The organism is Promicromonospora sp. NPDC057138 (assembly GCF_042670845.1).
GTDB lineage: Bacteria > Actinomycetota > Actinomycetes > Actinomycetales > Cellulomonadaceae > Promicromonospora.
This window is the reverse complement of record NZ_JBHUUX010000017.1, coordinates 76,015-90,717: the sequence shown is the minus strand read 5'-3', so window position 1 is coordinate 90,717 and position 14,703 is coordinate 76,015. Positions and strand designations below refer to the sequence as shown.

The 14,703-nt window shown below is 71.4% G+C and carries 15 protein-coding genes; 11 read left to right on the top strand and 4 right to left on the bottom strand.

Annotated features, from left to right (window positions below):
• The first annotated feature begins 98 nt into the window (after nucleotides 1–98).
• Nucleotides 99–587 (top strand): nuclear transport factor 2 family protein, encoded by a 489-nt coding sequence (locus tag ACFT2C_RS12570; protein ID WP_377207396.1) that lies wholly within the window; start codon nucleotides 99–101, stop codon nucleotides 585–587.
• Nucleotides 588–596: 9 nt separating this feature from the next.
• The gene (locus ACFT2C_RS12565; RefSeq protein WP_377207395.1) at nucleotides 597–1,148 is read left to right on the top strand and encodes a TetR/AcrR family transcriptional regulator; all 552 of its coding nucleotides are present in this window, start codon (nucleotides 597–599) and stop codon (nucleotides 1,146–1,148) included.
• 288 nt (nucleotides 1,149–1,436) lie between these two features.
• On the opposite strand, the gene ACFT2C_RS12560 is transcribed toward ACFT2C_RS12565, so the two are convergent.
• Complete coding sequence (locus ACFT2C_RS12560; protein WP_377207394.1) at nucleotides 1,437–2,396, bottom strand: helix-turn-helix domain-containing protein; 960 nt, start codon at nucleotides 2,394–2,396, stop codon at nucleotides 1,437–1,439.
• Between the two features lie 224 nt (nucleotides 2,397–2,620).
• Here ACFT2C_RS12560 and ACFT2C_RS12555 point away from each other — a divergent pair, with 224 nt between their 5' ends.
• The 6 genes from ACFT2C_RS12555 to ACFT2C_RS12530 all read left to right on the top strand — a co-directional run bounded on the left by ACFT2C_RS12555 (nucleotide 2,621) and on the right by ACFT2C_RS12530 (nucleotide 8,851).
• Nucleotides 2,621–3,928 carry an ABC transporter substrate-binding protein gene (locus ACFT2C_RS12555; RefSeq protein WP_377207393.1) on the top strand — a complete coding sequence of 436 codons (1,308 nt, stop codon included), beginning with the start codon at nucleotides 2,621–2,623 and terminating at the stop codon, nucleotides 3,926–3,928.
• A gap of 13 nt (nucleotides 3,929–3,941) precedes the next feature.
• On the top strand, nucleotides 3,942–4,814 hold the full coding sequence (locus ACFT2C_RS12550; protein ID WP_377207392.1) for a branched-chain amino acid ABC transporter permease: 873 nt from the start codon (nucleotides 3,942–3,944) through the stop codon (nucleotides 4,812–4,814).
• Nucleotides 4,811–5,842 (top strand): branched-chain amino acid ABC transporter permease, encoded by a 1,032-nt coding sequence (locus ACFT2C_RS12545; protein ID WP_377207391.1) that lies wholly within the window; start codon nucleotides 4,811–4,813, stop codon nucleotides 5,840–5,842. Before ACFT2C_RS12550 ends, ACFT2C_RS12545 begins: the two co-directional genes overlap by 4 nt.
• Nucleotides 5,839–6,552, top strand: coding sequence for an ABC transporter ATP-binding protein (locus ACFT2C_RS12540; protein WP_377207390.1), 714 nt, complete (start codon nucleotides 5,839–5,841; stop codon nucleotides 6,550–6,552). The genes ACFT2C_RS12545 and ACFT2C_RS12540 overlap by 4 nt, the downstream gene beginning before the upstream one ends.
• Nucleotides 6,549–7,265: an ABC transporter ATP-binding protein gene (locus ACFT2C_RS12535; RefSeq protein WP_377207389.1), complete on the top strand. Its 717-nt coding sequence runs from the start codon at nucleotides 6,549–6,551 to the stop codon at nucleotides 7,263–7,265. Before ACFT2C_RS12540 ends, ACFT2C_RS12535 begins: the two co-directional genes overlap by 4 nt.
• Before the next feature lie 89 nt (nucleotides 7,266–7,354).
• The gene (locus tag ACFT2C_RS12530; RefSeq protein WP_377207388.1) at nucleotides 7,355–8,851 is read left to right on the top strand and encodes a GMC family oxidoreductase; all 1,497 of its coding nucleotides are present in this window, start codon (nucleotides 7,355–7,357) and stop codon (nucleotides 8,849–8,851) included.
• Nucleotides 8,852–8,912: 61 nt separating this feature from the next.
• On the opposite strand, the gene ACFT2C_RS12525 is transcribed toward ACFT2C_RS12530, so the two are convergent.
• Nucleotides 8,913–11,075 carry a DEAD/DEAH box helicase gene (locus ACFT2C_RS12525; RefSeq protein ID WP_377207387.1) on the bottom strand — a complete coding sequence of 721 codons (2,163 nt, stop codon included), beginning with the start codon at nucleotides 11,073–11,075 and terminating at the stop codon, nucleotides 8,913–8,915.
• A gap of 548 nt (nucleotides 11,076–11,623) precedes the next feature.
• Here ACFT2C_RS12525 and ACFT2C_RS12520 point away from each other — a divergent pair.
• Together ACFT2C_RS12520 and ACFT2C_RS12515 are read left to right on the top strand one after the other, a co-directional pair.
• Nucleotides 11,624–12,052 carry a ribonuclease domain-containing protein gene (locus tag ACFT2C_RS12520; RefSeq protein WP_377207386.1) on the top strand — a complete coding sequence of 143 codons (429 nt, stop codon included), beginning with the start codon at nucleotides 11,624–11,626 and terminating at the stop codon, nucleotides 12,050–12,052.
• Nucleotides 12,053–12,139: 87 nt separating this feature from the next.
• A complete protein-coding gene (locus tag ACFT2C_RS12515) occupies nucleotides 12,140–12,550 on the top strand; it encodes a barstar family protein (RefSeq protein WP_377207385.1) in 411 nt (136 codons plus the stop codon).
• Between the two features lie 21 nt (nucleotides 12,551–12,571).
• Here ACFT2C_RS12515 and ACFT2C_RS12510 read toward each other — a convergent pair whose 3' ends face one another.
• Nucleotides 12,572–12,994: a type II toxin-antitoxin system VapC family toxin gene (locus ACFT2C_RS12510; RefSeq protein WP_377207384.1), complete on the bottom strand. Its 423-nt coding sequence runs from the start codon at nucleotides 12,992–12,994 to the stop codon at nucleotides 12,572–12,574.
• Nucleotides 12,994–13,221: an Arc family DNA-binding protein gene (locus tag ACFT2C_RS12505; RefSeq protein ID WP_377207383.1), complete on the bottom strand. Its 228-nt coding sequence runs from the start codon at nucleotides 13,219–13,221 to the stop codon at nucleotides 12,994–12,996. The genes ACFT2C_RS12510 and ACFT2C_RS12505 overlap by 1 nt, the downstream gene beginning before the upstream one ends.
• Before the next feature lie 132 nt (nucleotides 13,222–13,353).
• On the opposite strand from ACFT2C_RS12505, the gene ACFT2C_RS12500 reads away from it, so the two are divergent.
• Nucleotides 13,354–14,610, top strand: coding sequence for a prolyl oligopeptidase family serine peptidase (locus tag ACFT2C_RS12500; protein ID WP_377207382.1), 1,257 nt, complete (start codon nucleotides 13,354–13,356; stop codon nucleotides 14,608–14,610).
• Nucleotides 14,611–14,703 lie beyond the last annotated feature (93 nt).

Sequence of the window (14,703 nt, the reverse complement as noted above, 5' to 3'; positions counted from 1 at the left end):
GGGTCCGGGTCTCCCTGGTTTCGCCAGCGAGACCCGGACAGGCGCTCTACTTCGCGGACGTGGTATGTTATCGGTCGATCACTAACGTAGGAGTGGATATGACGACCGAGCAGCACAACGCCAACCGCCGCGCCGCTGCCCAGCACACCCTGGCCGAGCACCTGCGCCTCACCGCCGCCGGACGCGTCGACGAGTGGGTGACGCTGTTCGCCCCGGACGCGGTGCTCGAGTTCCCGTACGCGCCGGCCGGCGTGCCCCGACGGGTCACGGGGCGAGACGCACTGCGCGCGCACATGAGCAGCTTTCCCGAGACGTTTGACGTGGAGTTCGTCGACCTGGTGTTCCACGAGACGGTCGATCCGAGTCTGGTGATCGCCGAGTTCCGCTCGAAGGGCACGGCGCTGCCGACCGGCAAGCCGTACGAGCAGACGTGCATCTCCGTCATGCGGACCGATGACGACGCGCGCATCACCCACTACCTGGACTACTGGAACCCGCTCGTAGCGATCGAGGCGCTCACACCCCAGGACGTGCCGTCCGACCCTGACCTCAGCGTGACTTTTGGGGCTGAGGCGGAGCGTGTTTAACTGACGCCCATGCCCGCCGCCGGCACGACCACGAAGAGCGACGAACGACGTCGGACCATCATGGCCGCCGCGGTCGACTGCTTCGCGCAAAAGGGTTTCTACGGTACGACGACGCACGAGATCGCAGAGTGGGTCGGCATCTCTCAGCCGTATCTCTATCGCCTGTACCCGAACAAGGAAGCGCTGTTCGCGGCGGTGGTCGACCACGTGTCCGTCGTCATGACCGAGACGCTGGTCGCTCGCTCGCCGGCGTCGGGTGGGGCCGGGCCGGCGCCCGAGGCGGCGTTGGACGCCGCACGCGGCGCCTACGCCGCTCTCGTCGCCGACCGGAACATCCTGCGTTTCCTCATGCACGCGAACTGTGCCACCGGCGAGCCGCTGGTGCGGCAGGCTGTGCGCCGGTGCTACGCCAAGCAGGTCGACACCGTTCGGCAGCTGCTGGGCGACGACGACGCCGTGCGACGCTGGTTCGGCGCCGGAATGCTCGACAACGTGGTCGCTGTGCTGGGTCTGGCCGACATCGACGAGCCGTGGGCGCACGTCCTCACCACTCGACTGTGATCCCGTCCTAGCGCGTGTTTCGCGTCATCGACGACCTCGAACCGAAGGCTGCAAGTCCACGTAGGGCTCGGAGGACCCGCAAGCCTCGGTTCGAGGCCGTCGATGACGCGTAGGTTGCGGTTCGACGCCGGAGGGCTGGCGCTTGACGCGTAGGTTGCGGTTCGACGCACCAACCGCTGCGTGACGGCGGTGCACCCCGCGCCCCCGCATCATCGCTGGAGGATTTTCTCGGCGCTCACCGAGTCGCGGCCTGCTCAGATCACGGAACAACGTCCCTGGACATCACAGCTAGGCGACGCGGGCGCGGAACTCCGACGGCGTCTCGCCGTAGGCGGCCCGGAAGGTGCGCGAGAAGTGCGGGGCGTCGGCGAACGACCAGCGCGACGCGATGGCCGTCACCGTCGCGCCCGCGAGCGCCGGGTCGGCGAGGTCGGTGCGGCAGCGTTCGAGGCGCCGGGTGCGGATGTAGGCGGAGACCGTCATACCCGCGTGGTGGAAGAGGGCGTGCAGGTAGCGGACGGAGATGTAGTGCGCCTCGGCGATCTCTGTCGGGCAGAGCGCCGGGTCGCCGAGGCGTTCCTCGACGTACGCGTAGACGGCGTCGAGGAGCTGGTCGGCGGGCACGGCCCGGTCCTCGCCGAGCTGGTCGCGCAGGAGGATCGTCACCAGGTCGACGGCGTTGCGGGCCAGGCGCCACCCGGTCGAGGCGTTGACCAGGTGCAGGCGGCCTGCGAGCTGCTCCAGCACCGAGCTGACCATCTCGCCCAGGGAGTCGTCGCGGCCGAGCGCCGTGGCCGTGAGGCGGGCGACGCGGTCGTCGGACACGTCGACGAGCCGCTTGGGGAACATGGCCACGATCGTGCGCATGTGGTCGTCGAAGGCGAGGGTGTACGGCCTGGTTGTGTCGTAGACGGCGACGTCGCCGGGGCGCAGGATGACGTCGCGGCCGTCCTGGCAGATGTAGCTGGTGCCCTCCAGCATGAGGCTGACCTTGTACGCGGGCTCGGTGGTGCTCTCGCCGATGAGGTTGCGGGTGCGCTCCACGACATGCGGCACGCTGGCGATCTCCACGAGGTTGAAGTCGCGCAGTGTGGCCGCGCGGACGGCGGCCTCGAAGTCGTTCCGGTGCTGGGTCGACACCCGTAGCGGCACGAACGACTGGTCGACCGTGGCCTGGAACTGCTCGAACGACCCCATGCGCTCGAGCTGGGAATCGGTTCCGAGCGGGGTGGCGTACGTGGCGGACATGTCTCACCTCCGGTGGGGCCCATCCACATCGATGTGGCCCAGGACAACGACGATAGCCCCAAGTTCCAGGCATCGGAACCACCCGCCCGGCGGCTCACCCCCGCCGTGCACGGAACGACAACCGCTCTTCGCGCCGGTTCAATCCGCGGACCTGCCCCGCCCGGTTGTCTTGCTCCTGGCAGGGCGTGCATCCATGCCTGCCCCCAGTACGAAGGAGTGCTGCAATGAATCGCATCCTCAGGGCGACCGCTGCCCTCGGTGTCGGAGCGCTGGTCGTCACGCTGTCGGCCTGTGTCCCGGAGAGCGACCCCGGGACCATCCAGGGCGCACCGTCCGCGAGCGCGGACGACCTCAAGTGCGGCCTCGGCACGGGCGAGGAGGCCACCGGCGAGCCCATCAAGGTGGCCGCGGTCGCGACGACGTCGGGCGGTGTCGACTTCTCGTCGTCGCCGAGCTCCGCCAAGGCCTACTTCGACTGCGTCAACGACAACGGCGGCATCAACGGCCGGCCGATCGAGTACGAGGTCGGCGACGACGCCCTGGATCCCACGAAGACGGCGCAGCTCGCGGCCGGCTACGCCGCCGACGAGTCCGTCGTCGCGATGGTCGGCGACGCGACGTTCGTCGGCTGCGACGTCGCCAACGTCGAGTACAAGAAGGCGGACCTGTACTCGATCACCGGCGTCGGCGTGCCGCAGGCCTGCTTCGAGTCCTCGAACATCGCGCCCGTCAACGCGGGCCCGCGCACCTCGGCCCTGGCGACGCTGCAGTACTTCGAGCGGCAGGGCCAGGCCGACCCGTTCTTCGCCGTCGGCCTCAACACCCGGGGCAACGGCGACTGGGTGGCCGACGGGATCGCGAAGTACACCAAGAGTGCGGGCATCGACCTGGTCGGCAACGTCCTGTCCGACCCGGCGGAGAGCAACTTCCTGCCGCTGGTCAGCCAGATCGAGCAGGCGGGACCCGCGAGCCTCGTCATCGTCGACCCGGCGCCCATCACGGCGTCGATCCTGGCCGCCGCCGAGCAGCAGGACGCCAAGGGCGACATCCAGTGGGCCTGCACGGCGTCGTGCTACGACGCGCAGTTCGGCGAGCAGATCGGCGACTACTGGGAGGGCTTCGTCACCAACTCCGAGCTCGCCCTGGTGACCGCGGACGGCAAGGACGCCAACCAGTGGCGGGCCGTCATGGACGAGTACGCGGACGCCGACGCGCCGCGCGACACGTTCAGCCAGGCCGGCTTCCTCGCCGCGAAGATCTTCGTCGACGCCCTGCTGCCGCTCGACGCCGCGACGCTGAACCGCGAGACGGTCTCGAAGGCCGTGCTGGGTGTGAAGGGCTACGAGTCCGACCTGCTCTGCGCCCCCTGGTACTACGGCGAGGCCGACGAGCACCACGCCAACCACGCGACCCGCACCGCCCAGATCAAGGACGGCGCCTACGTCGAGCTGGAAGGCTGCCAGGACGTCGCGGACCCCGACATGGCCCAGATCCTCGAGCGGGAGCAGTCCGAGGGACTGCTCACCAAGTAGGACGGCTCCCACAGTGAACCTGCTTCCCTTCGTCGTCGCCGGCCTCGTCATCGGCTCGGTCTACGCCCTGTCCGGGGTGGGAGTGCTCGTGCTCTACCGCACGACCGGCGTCCTGAACTTCGCGCACGGCGCCGTCGGCGGCATGGCCGCCATGATCGTGTGGCAGACGGTCGAGCTGCGGATGCAGCCCCCGGTCGCGATCGCCCTGGGCGTCGCGGCCGGGGCGGCCATCGCCCTCCTCTTCGGGCTGGTCGCCGGGCCGTACCTGGCCCGCGTCGACCAGCTCCGCAAGGCGATAGCCACCCTCGGGCTCGCCCTGGCCCTGCTCGGCGTGATGCTGTTCGTCTGGAACGACAAGGCACGCACCATCCGGCTCGAGTCCAGCCGCATCTCCTTCGACGTCGCCGGGGCGCGGATCAACGCCACCCAGCTCGTCTGCCTCGGCCTCGCACTGCTCGTCGTCGTCGGCACGCTCCTCGCGCTGCGCTACACCTCGATGGGGACGTCGATGCGGGCGCTCGCGAGCGACCGTGAGCTCGCCGCCGTCGTCGGCACCAACGTGCGGCTCGTGGAGAACACGGCCTGGGCGATCTCGGGCGCGGTCGCCGGCGTGTCCGGCATCCTCCTGGCCGACCAGACACGGCTGGAGCCCGCCTTCCTCACCTTCCTCATCATCCCGGAGCTCGCTGCCGTGGTCATCGGACGTTTCGTCTCGCTCTGGCTCACCCTCGTCGGCGGCCTCGCCGTCGGCGTCGGTCAGTCGCTCGTCTCCGCCTGGCCCACGGTCAGCGCCTTCAGCACCGCGGTGCCGTTCGTCGTCGCGACGTTCGTCATCCTGGTCGCCGCCCGGCGACGGGTCGTCACGGTAGGGGTGGTGCGCGCATGAGCCAGGTCTTCCTCGCCCGGACCGACGTCCGCGGCGCACTCGTCGGCCTCGCGGTCGGCCTCGTGCTCGCGCTCGGCCTGCCGTCCCTGCCCGGCGTCGGCGCGGGGCTGGCGCTGCGCACGCTCACGGTGTGCGCGATCTACGCGCTCGCCGCGGCCGGCGTCGGCGTGCTGTACGGCCGGCTGGGCCTCGTGTCGATCATGCAGGTCGGGCTGGTCGCCGTCGGCGGCTGGGCCACCCTGCGGATCTACCACGCCACCCACCTGCCGTTCGAGGTGGTCATGATCCTCGCCGCCCTGGTCACCGCCGTCGTCGGCGTGCTCGTGGGGCTGCCGGCCCTGCGGCTGTCGGGCCTCAGCCTCGCGATAGTCACCCTCATGGTCGCGGGAGCGCTGGAGGTGCTCGTCACCTATGCCGGCTTCCCCAACGGCGGCGACGGGTTCCTCGGCCGGGTGTCGGGCGGGACGCTCGCGGTGATCATGCCGCGGCCGGCGCTGGGCCAGTCCGACGACGACTTCTTCCGCTACGTCGGCGTGGTGGTGGTCGTCGTCCTGCTGCTGCTGCGCTGGCTGCTCATGGTCCGGCCCGGCCGCACCTGGGCCGCGATCCGGCAGGGCGAGGCCGGCGCGGTCTCCCTGGGCATCAACACCGTCGCCCACCGCCTGCTCGCCCTGGCCGTGACCAGCGCGGTCACCGGCGTCGCGGGCGCCCTGCTCGCGGCCAGCTCCGGGATCCTCGACCCCGCGTCGTTCAAGGCGCAGCAGTCGGTCCTGCTCTTCGCGACCGTGCTCATCGGCGGGGCGTTCTCCCTGCTGGGCGCCGTCGTCGGCGGCCTGTTCTTCTACGGCCTGCCGCAGCTGCTCAGCACGGTCGGCCTCGACGGCAACCTCGTGTTCGTCGTCCTCGGCCTCGGGCTGGTGCAGGCGATCACGACCAGCCAGTCGGGCATCGCCGGCCAGCTCGGCGAGCTGTGGCGGCGGCTGCGCCGGCCACGGCGTCGTCCACAAGAACGGGAGGTGCGGGCATGAGCCGGCTCACCCTGTCCGGGATCACCGTGCGCTACGGCGGTGTGACCCCCCTGGACGACGTCTCGCTGGCCTTCGAGTCCGGCGTGTGCGGCATCATCGGGCCCAACGGCGCCGGCAAGACGACGACGTTCAACGTCCTGTCCGGCTTCGCGCTCCCGGTCGCCGGATCGGTCGACCTCGACGGCGACGACCTCCTGGCGGTCCCGCCGCACCGCCGCGCGCGCTGGGGCCTGCGGCGCTCGTTCCAGCAGGAGCAGGTGGTGCGCACCCTCACGGCGCGCGAGAACGTGCTCCTGGCCGCGGAGCACAGCGGCTCCCCCGCCGCCGACGTCGACCGCGCGCTCGACTACGTGCGGCTCACGCGGGCGGACCGGCTCGGCGCGGAGCTGACGATGTTCGAGCGGCGGCTGGTCGACATCGCGTCCTGCGTCGTCGGGACGCCGCGCCTCGTGCTGCTCGACGAACCCGCGGCCGGCCTCGACCCGGCCGAGTCCGAGCAGCTGCTCGGGCTGATCACGCGCATCCCTCACGAGGTCGGCGCGCTGGTGCTGCTCGTGGACCACGACATGGACCTGGTGCGCGCGGCGTGCGGCACGGTGGCCGTGCTCGACTTCGGCCGCCGCATCGCGGCCGGGCCGACGCTCCAGGTGCTGGGCTCCCCCGAGGTGCGCAAGGCGTACCTCGGCATCGACGAGGAGGTGACGGCATGACGGCGCTGGAGATCCGCGACCTGCACGTCCGCCGCGGCGGGATCGAGGTGGTGCACGGCGTCGACCTGACCGTGACCGCGGGCGAGGTCACCGCGCTGCTCGGCGCGAACGGGGCCGGCAAGTCGTCGACGGTGCTGGCGGTCGCCGGGATCGTGCGCGACACCAGCGGCACGATCACTACCGACGGCAGAGGCGTCCAGGGCCTCGCCCCCAACCGGGTGCGGCGCGCGGGCATCGCCACGATGCAGGAGGGACACCGCGTCTTCGGCGACATCTCGGTCGCCGACAACCTCGCGATCGCCGCGCTGCTGCTGCCGCGCCACGAACGCGCCGAGGCGGTAGCGGAGATGCTCGACCTGTTCCCCGAGATCCTCGGCTTCGCCGACCGGCCGGCGGGCTCGCTGTCCGGCGGCCAGCAGCAGATGCTCGCCCTCGCCACGGCGCTGGCCGCCCGGCCCAGGGTCCTGGTGATCGACGAGATGTCGCTCGGTCTCGCGCCGCTCGTCGTCGCGCGCCTGGTGCCCGCGCTGCGGGCCGTGGCCGAACGCGGCGTCGGGGTCCTGCTCATCGAGCAGTTCACCAGTGTCGCCCTGGAGCTCGCCACCCACGTCACCGTGCTGGCCCAGGGCCGCGTCACGCTGCGCGCACCCGCCGAGGAGCTGCGCGACCACCCCGAACGGCTCACCGCCGCGTACCGCCTCACCGGGCAATGACCCCCGAGCTATGACCTCACCAAGCAATGACCTCACGCAGCACCACCGTGGACGGCGCCCTCGTCGCCGTCCGGAAGGAGAATGAAGCCATGGCTGATTACGACGTCGTCGTCGTGGGAGCAGGGACCTCCGGTAGCGTCGTCGCCCGCCGTCTGGCGGACGCCGGCCGCCGCGTGGCGATCCTCGAGGCGGGCGGGTCCAACCGCGACGACATGATCCAGGACGTGGGCCGCCTGGGCGAGCTGTGGCACGGCGAGCGCGACTGGGGCTATCACACGGTGCCTCAGCCGTACGCCGCCGGGCGCCGCATCCACCTGCCGCGCGGGCGCGTGCTCGGCGGGTCGCACTCTCTCAATGCCGCGATCTGGGTCCGCTGCGCCCCCGAGGACTTCGACGGCTGGGCGGCCGACGGCTGCCCCGGCTGGTCCTGGGCGGACGTCGAGCCGGTGTACCGGCGGATCGAGCAGTGGCGCGGGGCAAAGGACGCGCGCCGGGGCACCGACGGGCCGCTGCCGGTCGCGCCCAACGAGCCGCTCCACCCGGTGCAGCAGGCCATCATCGACGCGGCCGTGCAGGCCGGCCTCCCCCGCAACGCGGACTACAACGTGGACGAGCTCGACGGCGTCTCGGTCCAGCAGGTCACCGTCGCCGACGGCGACCGCGTCACCACGTGGGACGCCTACGCGCAGCCCGCCGTCGAGGATGGCCGCCTCACCGTGCTCACGGGTGTCGTCGTGCGGCGGGTGCGGATCGAGGGCGGCCGCGCGACGGGGGTCGAGCTCGCGGACGGCCGCGTGCTCACCGCCGACCAGGTAGTGCTCTCGGCGGGCGCCGAGGGCAGCGCGGAGACGCTGCTGCGCAGCGGGATCGGCCCCGCCGAGCACCTCACGGCCCTCGGCATCGACGTCGTCGCGGACCTACCGGTCGGCGAGAACCTGCACGACCACTACCTCGTCCCGGTCATCTTCGCGACCGACCGGGAGGTGGACCCGCCGTCGCCGCACCGCAGCGTCACGCAGACGCACTGGTTCTGGCGCTCCGACCCGTCGCTCCCGGTGCCGGACACGCAGCCGATCAACTTCTCCGTGCCCATGCTGGAGCCGGACATGGAGCCGATCCCGTGGGGCTTCTCGCTCATGGCGGGCATCGTCACCACGCGGTCGCGCGGCACCGTGCGCCTGGCCGGGGCCGACCCGGCCGACGGCATCCTCATCGACCCGCACGTGCTGGAGGACGAGCGCGACGTCTCCTCGATGCTCGCCTCCGTGCGGCAGTGCCTCGACGTCGGGGCCCAGGAGGCACTCGCGTCGGACTGGAAGGCGCGGCCGCACTACCCGTCGGGCGACCTGACCGACGAGGCGCTCGTCGAGTACATCCGCCAGCGCGTGATCACCTACCACCACCAGGTCGGCACGTGCCGCATGGGCTCGGACGAGCGCGCCGTCGTCGACCCCACGCTGCGGGTGCGCGGGATCGAGGGGCTTATGGTCGCCGACGCGTCCGTGATGCCCACGATCACCACGGGCAACACGAACGCGCCGTCGGCCATGATCGGGGAGAAGGCGGCGGAGCTTCTGCTCGGCTGAGCCGGGAGCCGGGTACGGCCGCCGATGCGAGATCCGACCTGCCGGTTCACCATCCGGTGGCTCAGGTGGCGTCCTCGGCGGCGAGCGCGTCGGTGAGCAGCGTGACGAGGGCTTCGAGCTGGACGTCCGTGGAGGATGCGACGTCCTCGTCACCTGCCCCGTCGAGCGCCTTGGCGGCCAGCCCGGACTTGCTGTCGATCAGCTCGGCGATCGTCGAGTCGATGGTCTGGGCGGCGATGATCCGCCAGGCGGTGACGGGCTCGGACTGGCCGATCCGGTGGATCCGGTCGATGGCCTGGGTCTGCTCGGCGTAGGTCCAGGACAGCTCGGCCAGCACCAGGTTGGAGGCGACCTGAAGGTTCAGCCCGACTCCGGCGGCCATCAGGGAGCACACTACGATCGGCACGTCGGGGTCGTTGACGAAGGCGGCGAGGTTCTTCTCGCGCGCCTTGGGCGTCTGGTCACCGCGGATCGAGGCGTAGCCGATGCCGCGGTCGGCGAAGGTCCGCTCGGCCTGGTCCATCACGTCGACGTGCTTGGCGAAGAACACGACCTTGCCGACGTTGCGGGCGAGCTGCGCGGCGTAGTCGGCGGCCAGCCCGGCCTTGGCCTGGCCGATCCGGCGGACCATCGTGAACACGTTCTCGCCGTCGGCCCGCGAGCTCGAGTCCTTCAGCTCGGCCGCCGCGACCCGGCGCGCGAGGTCGACGTCGACCCCCTCAACGACCGCCTCGTCCATGACGCCGCTCTCGGCGCGCGCCTCCACCGCGGAGCGGTAGCGGCCGACCAGACGGCGGGCGAGCGCGTCCTCGGCGGCACGGATCGAGCGGCCCGCCGCGCCGTCGAGCTCGACCGGCAGGTCCGCCACCCGGCGGGCGGGGATGTCGGCGACCACGTCGGCCTTGCGGCGGCGCACGATGCCCATGTCGATCACGCTGGATCGCGCGGCGGTGTAGAACCCCGGGTCGGCCGGGGTCAGCCCGGTCTCCTCGAGGGCGGTCAGCAGCGGGCCGAGCGGCTTCGCGTCGTCGATCCAGCCGAGGAACTGCCAGATCGCCCGGAAGTCCTCGATGTCGTTGATCAGCGGGGTGCCGGTGAGCGCCATCAGGAGCGGCCGGCCGGTTCGTTCCCGGATCCGCTCGGCGATGGCGAGCACGTGCTGGGAGCGCTGGGAGCCCTTGTTCTTGATGAAGTGCGCCTCGTCAACCACCATGCCGCGGAAGCCGAGGTCGCCGAGCCAGCCGACGTGCCGGTCCAGGATCTCGTAGTTCACGATCACGACGTCCGCGAACCCGTCGACCCGATCGCCGTCGCCGTGGACCACGGTCGACCGGCGCCGCGGCGTCCACATCTCGACCTCGTGCGCCCAGTTCGTCTTGACCACGTTGGGCGCCACGACCAGCAGCGGGTAGGCGTCGGCAGCCTGGGCGGCGAGCAGCGCCTGGGCGGTCTTGCCGAGCCCGGGCTCGTCGGCGAGCAGGAAGGTGCGGTGCCCGCGGGCCGTGGCCTCGACGACCGCGGCCTGGTGCGGCATCAGCGTCAGTCCGTGGGCGGCGGACACCGACCGGGGCTCGGGCAGCGGCATACAGGCGGGCGCGCCAGGGGCGGCGTGCTCGAAGGACCGGAAGAGCGGCTCGAGCAGCTCCCAGCCGGCCAGCAAGCGGACCCGCGGAGCCAGCCGTTCGGCCGCGGCCGCGAAGTCCGGGGCGAGGAACGGGTTCGCCTGCTGGCGCGAGATCACCGAGCGGGGCACCACCCGCTTCTCGGCGCCGGGGGCCGGCGCGGCCGGGGCGGGCGGCGGGGGCTCCTCGGGCGGCTCCAGACCGCCGGCGCGCATCATGGTCGCCTTGAAGGCGCGTGCCGTGTCGGAGACCCGGGCGTCCTCGGCGAGCAGCTCGAGCAGCGAGGTGTCCCGGGCAGCGATCCTCGCCAACAGCGTCGCCACCCCGTCGAGGCGCTTGAGCTGCTGGGCCCGCTGGGGCTCGGTCAGGGCGCCGTCGGCCCTGACCCGGGCCCGCTCCTCCCGCATGAGCAGCGCGACGACCTGGAACTTCGTGCGCACCGCCGGGCGCGTCGGCGGCCGCCGCACGGCGCCGTCGACTTCCCGGGCGGCCTCCGCCAGCACGGGGATCATCCCCTGCTCGGCGGGCCGCTGAGCGCGGCGGCGCTGGGTGCTGGACCCGGTCCGCGCGCGACCGGACCGGCGTTGGCCTGGTCGTGCCACATCTCCTCCTTCGCTACATCCATACCGTGACAGCGTCGCTACGCGCCGTGCCACGCCTGCGTGCCTCACGCCCGGCCGAACGCCGGGTCACCGACGCGGGCGGCAGGCATCCCGTGCCAGGGCACTCCCACCGGCCGCCGGGTCACCGCGCGGTGTCCCCGCCTGAGTCGCCCGAGGCACCGTGCTCACGCAGATGGTGACACGCCGCCCGGTGTCTCCGCGAAAACGGGTGAAAGCCGGTCTCGCGAGGGTGGCCCCAGGTCCGGCGGGCCTTCGGTGGAAAGCCATGGCGGGCCGGGTCGTCTCGGTGGTTGACCAACCCCGACGCTGGTGGGCAAGGCGACCGATAACGCAAGACTCTACCCGGCCTCGCGGCAGAACGCGGACGTGCCCGCCACGACCGGGGTCACCCGGCGCGCAGGCCTCCTACCTCCCGACCGGACAAAGCGGACAGAAGAAATTCACCCTCACGTGGGCGCGTCGTCGGGTCTGCGTCGACTTCGCGGGCGAGGATTCCCCCGGTATTCCCAACCGAGAGGGAGATCAGCGTGTCCGAGAACGTGTCCGAGAAGAAGAACACCGTGTCCGGCCTGGTCAGAATGCTCGTCGTCCTGTCCGCCATGCTCAGCTTCGTCGCTGGCGGCATCACCGCCGCGCCCGCGGCCGAGGCGAACGTCTACAGCTCCTGCACACACAGCGGCTGCACGGAGGCGTACTCCTCCAACTCGATCTGGAGCTCCAAGGGCTACCCGAGCACGCGCGGCTGGGTCAGCTGGCCCAACGGCCAGTGCAACTTCGCGGGCGGCACCTACAACAACTACGAGGGTGAGCTCCCCTCCGGTCACTCCTACCTCGAGTTCGACGTCACGCCGCGTGCCTGCGGCGCCGCACGGCAGTCCTACCGCCTCGTCCTGGACCGCACCACCGGCGACGTCTACTTCTCGCCCAACCACTACGGCGACTTCTACCGGATGTGACCCGGTCCCGTGCGCTGCGTCCGGCCCCGTCACAGGTCGGACGCAGCGCACGGGCCCGGCCCTGAGCGGGACGGATAGCCTCGGACCATGACTCGTGACCTCCCCGTGCTCGTCGTCGACGGAACGCGGTTCAGCGACCTCGACGGCTTCGCGCGCGAGTTGTCCCAGCTGCTGAGCGGGTACACCTGGCGGGGGAACCTCGATGCCCTCAACGACGTGCTCCGCGGGGGGTACGGGACCCCCTCGGACGGCTGGGTGCTGAGGTGGGTCGGCTCGGAGACGTCCCGGGCGGCACTCGGCTACCCGGAGACGGCTCGACGGCTGGAGCGCCTCCTGCCCGGCGTTGATCCGTCGAACCGCGCGGCCTTCGAGACGAGGCTCGACGAAGCGCGCCGCGGCGAGGGCCCCACGCTGTTCGACGAGATCGTCGCCATCATCCGCGAGCACGGACCGGGCGGCCGGGAGTCGGCGGACGGGATCCTGCTCGAGCTGAGCTGAGGCGCCGCACCCGCTGGCCGGCTACTTCCTGCTTGGCTGCTCCCACGGGCAGAACACCCGGACGCCCAGGGGCGTGAAGTGGCGGAGGTTACGGGTGACCACAGTCATCCCGTGGGCCTCGGTGACGGAGGCGATCTGGGCGTCGTCGTACGGGGCGTGCTCCGGGACGGGGTAGCGGGCGAGGATCCGCGCGGCCGACAGGTCGAACGGGAGGACGCGGCCGGCGAAGCCGGGCAGTACGCGCTCCGCGAGCCACCGCCGCAGGATCGCCCCCTGGGCCGGGTCCGTCTGCTCCTTGCGGACGATGCCGCGCTCGATCTCCGCGACGGTCAGCGCCGTGACGTACTGGTCGACAAGCGGGACGGCGCGCGCCCAGTCTGCGACCACAGGTTCGCGGTCGGGCCGGCGCAGGGCGGAGACGACGTTGGTGTCCAGGACGTACATCAGAGCTCGGCGGTGCGGGCGGTCAGGCCCAGACGCTCGGGCTCGAAGTCGATGTCCTCGCTCTCGGGCATAGCGAGGTGGTCGACGATGCTCATCGGTTCGGCGACGAGGGCTTCCTCCACGATGGCGCGGGCCTCGGCCTCCATCGAGCGGTGGTGCCGGGCGGCGCGCTCGGCCAGGACCGCCTTGGTCCCGTCGGGGAGGTTGCGGATGAGGATCTGCTCCATGATGGCCACCTCCAAACGATATCGACTCAATGATATCGCGCAAGTCAAGCACGGCCCGGTAACCTCCAAGTGGTCGGTGCTGCACTTCACCGCGCACGCCGGCTCCTTGGCCCCGAACGAAGGAGTTCCGCCATGCGCACCCCGATCTCCCGTCGCTCCGTGCTCGTCTCCGGCGCCGCCATCGGCGCTTCGGCCCTGCTGGGCGCACCAACAGCGACCGCCGCCCCCCGCGAGCACGGCGAGGCACTGGTCACGCCGATCGCCGAGGTTCTCGACGGCGGTGAGCAGGTGACCTCGCTCGTGCTGTCCTCCCACGCCCTGAGCCGCGTGGAGCGTTCGTCGCTCACCGGGTCGACGTTCGCCGTGCACGTCACCGCCACCAACCCGCTCAGCGGCGCGATCGCCTACGAGCAGGATCGTCCGGTCACCGCCGCGCGGTGGACACGCCACGGCGAGATCGTCCTGGAGCTGGAGCACGGCTGGGGGGTCGACGGCGGTGACACCCTGCAGTACATGGGCGAGTACGGTCGCAACGTCGTCCTGGACCTCGACTACACGATCACGCAGGTCGAGCCGCTGCGCGGCAGGGATGCGGGTGGCGACGTCGTGCTCGACTCCTTCCGCCAGGGCCGGCTGTCCGATCCAGAGGTCGACGCGTTCGCCTACCACGCGACCCCGTCGGGACTGAACTACCGGCTGTTCTCCCCCGCGCGCGGAGGCAGTCGTGACGGTGCGGCGCTCGTCGTCTGGCTGCACGGCGGCGGCGAGGGCGGCCTGCTGACCGACGGGTACGACTACTACGACAACGAGACGCACCTGCGGGCCAACCGGGGTGCGCTCGGCTTCGCCACGCCGGAGGCGCAGGACTTCTTCGGCGGCGCCTACGTCCTCGCGCCGCAGGCAACGTCCGCCTGGATGCTCGACGGCGACGGGTTCGCGCCGCTCATCCTCGAGGCGATCGAGGAGGTCGCCGCTGCGCACCGGATCGATGCGGGCCGGATCCACGTCGTCGGCTGCTCCAACGGCGGATACATGTCACTGAAGATGGTCGCCGAGTACTCCCAGATGTTCGCGAGCTCCGTGCCGATCTGCTGCGGCATCGGCGCCCGCGACGGCTCTGACAGCTACTTCGTCTCGGACGACGAGCTCGCCGCGATGACGACGCCGACGTGGCTCGTGGCCTCGGCCGACGACACCACCCTGGACGCCGAGGCCAACACCGTCTATGCCCATGAGCGGATCGACGGCTCGATCATGAGCCTGTACGACACCGTCACCTGGGACGGGAACAACTACCCCGGGCACTTTTCGTGGATCTACGTCGCCCGCAACGACCCGCGCCACGACGAGACGAGCATCTGGGAGTGGATGGCGGCCGCGAAGCGCTGAGCCGCCTGTCCGGGCCGCGTCGTCGCGTTTCAGCAAGCACGGTGGGGACCCGGGTGCGACGATCGAGCTACGGGGGCTCGACTGCCCGAGAGG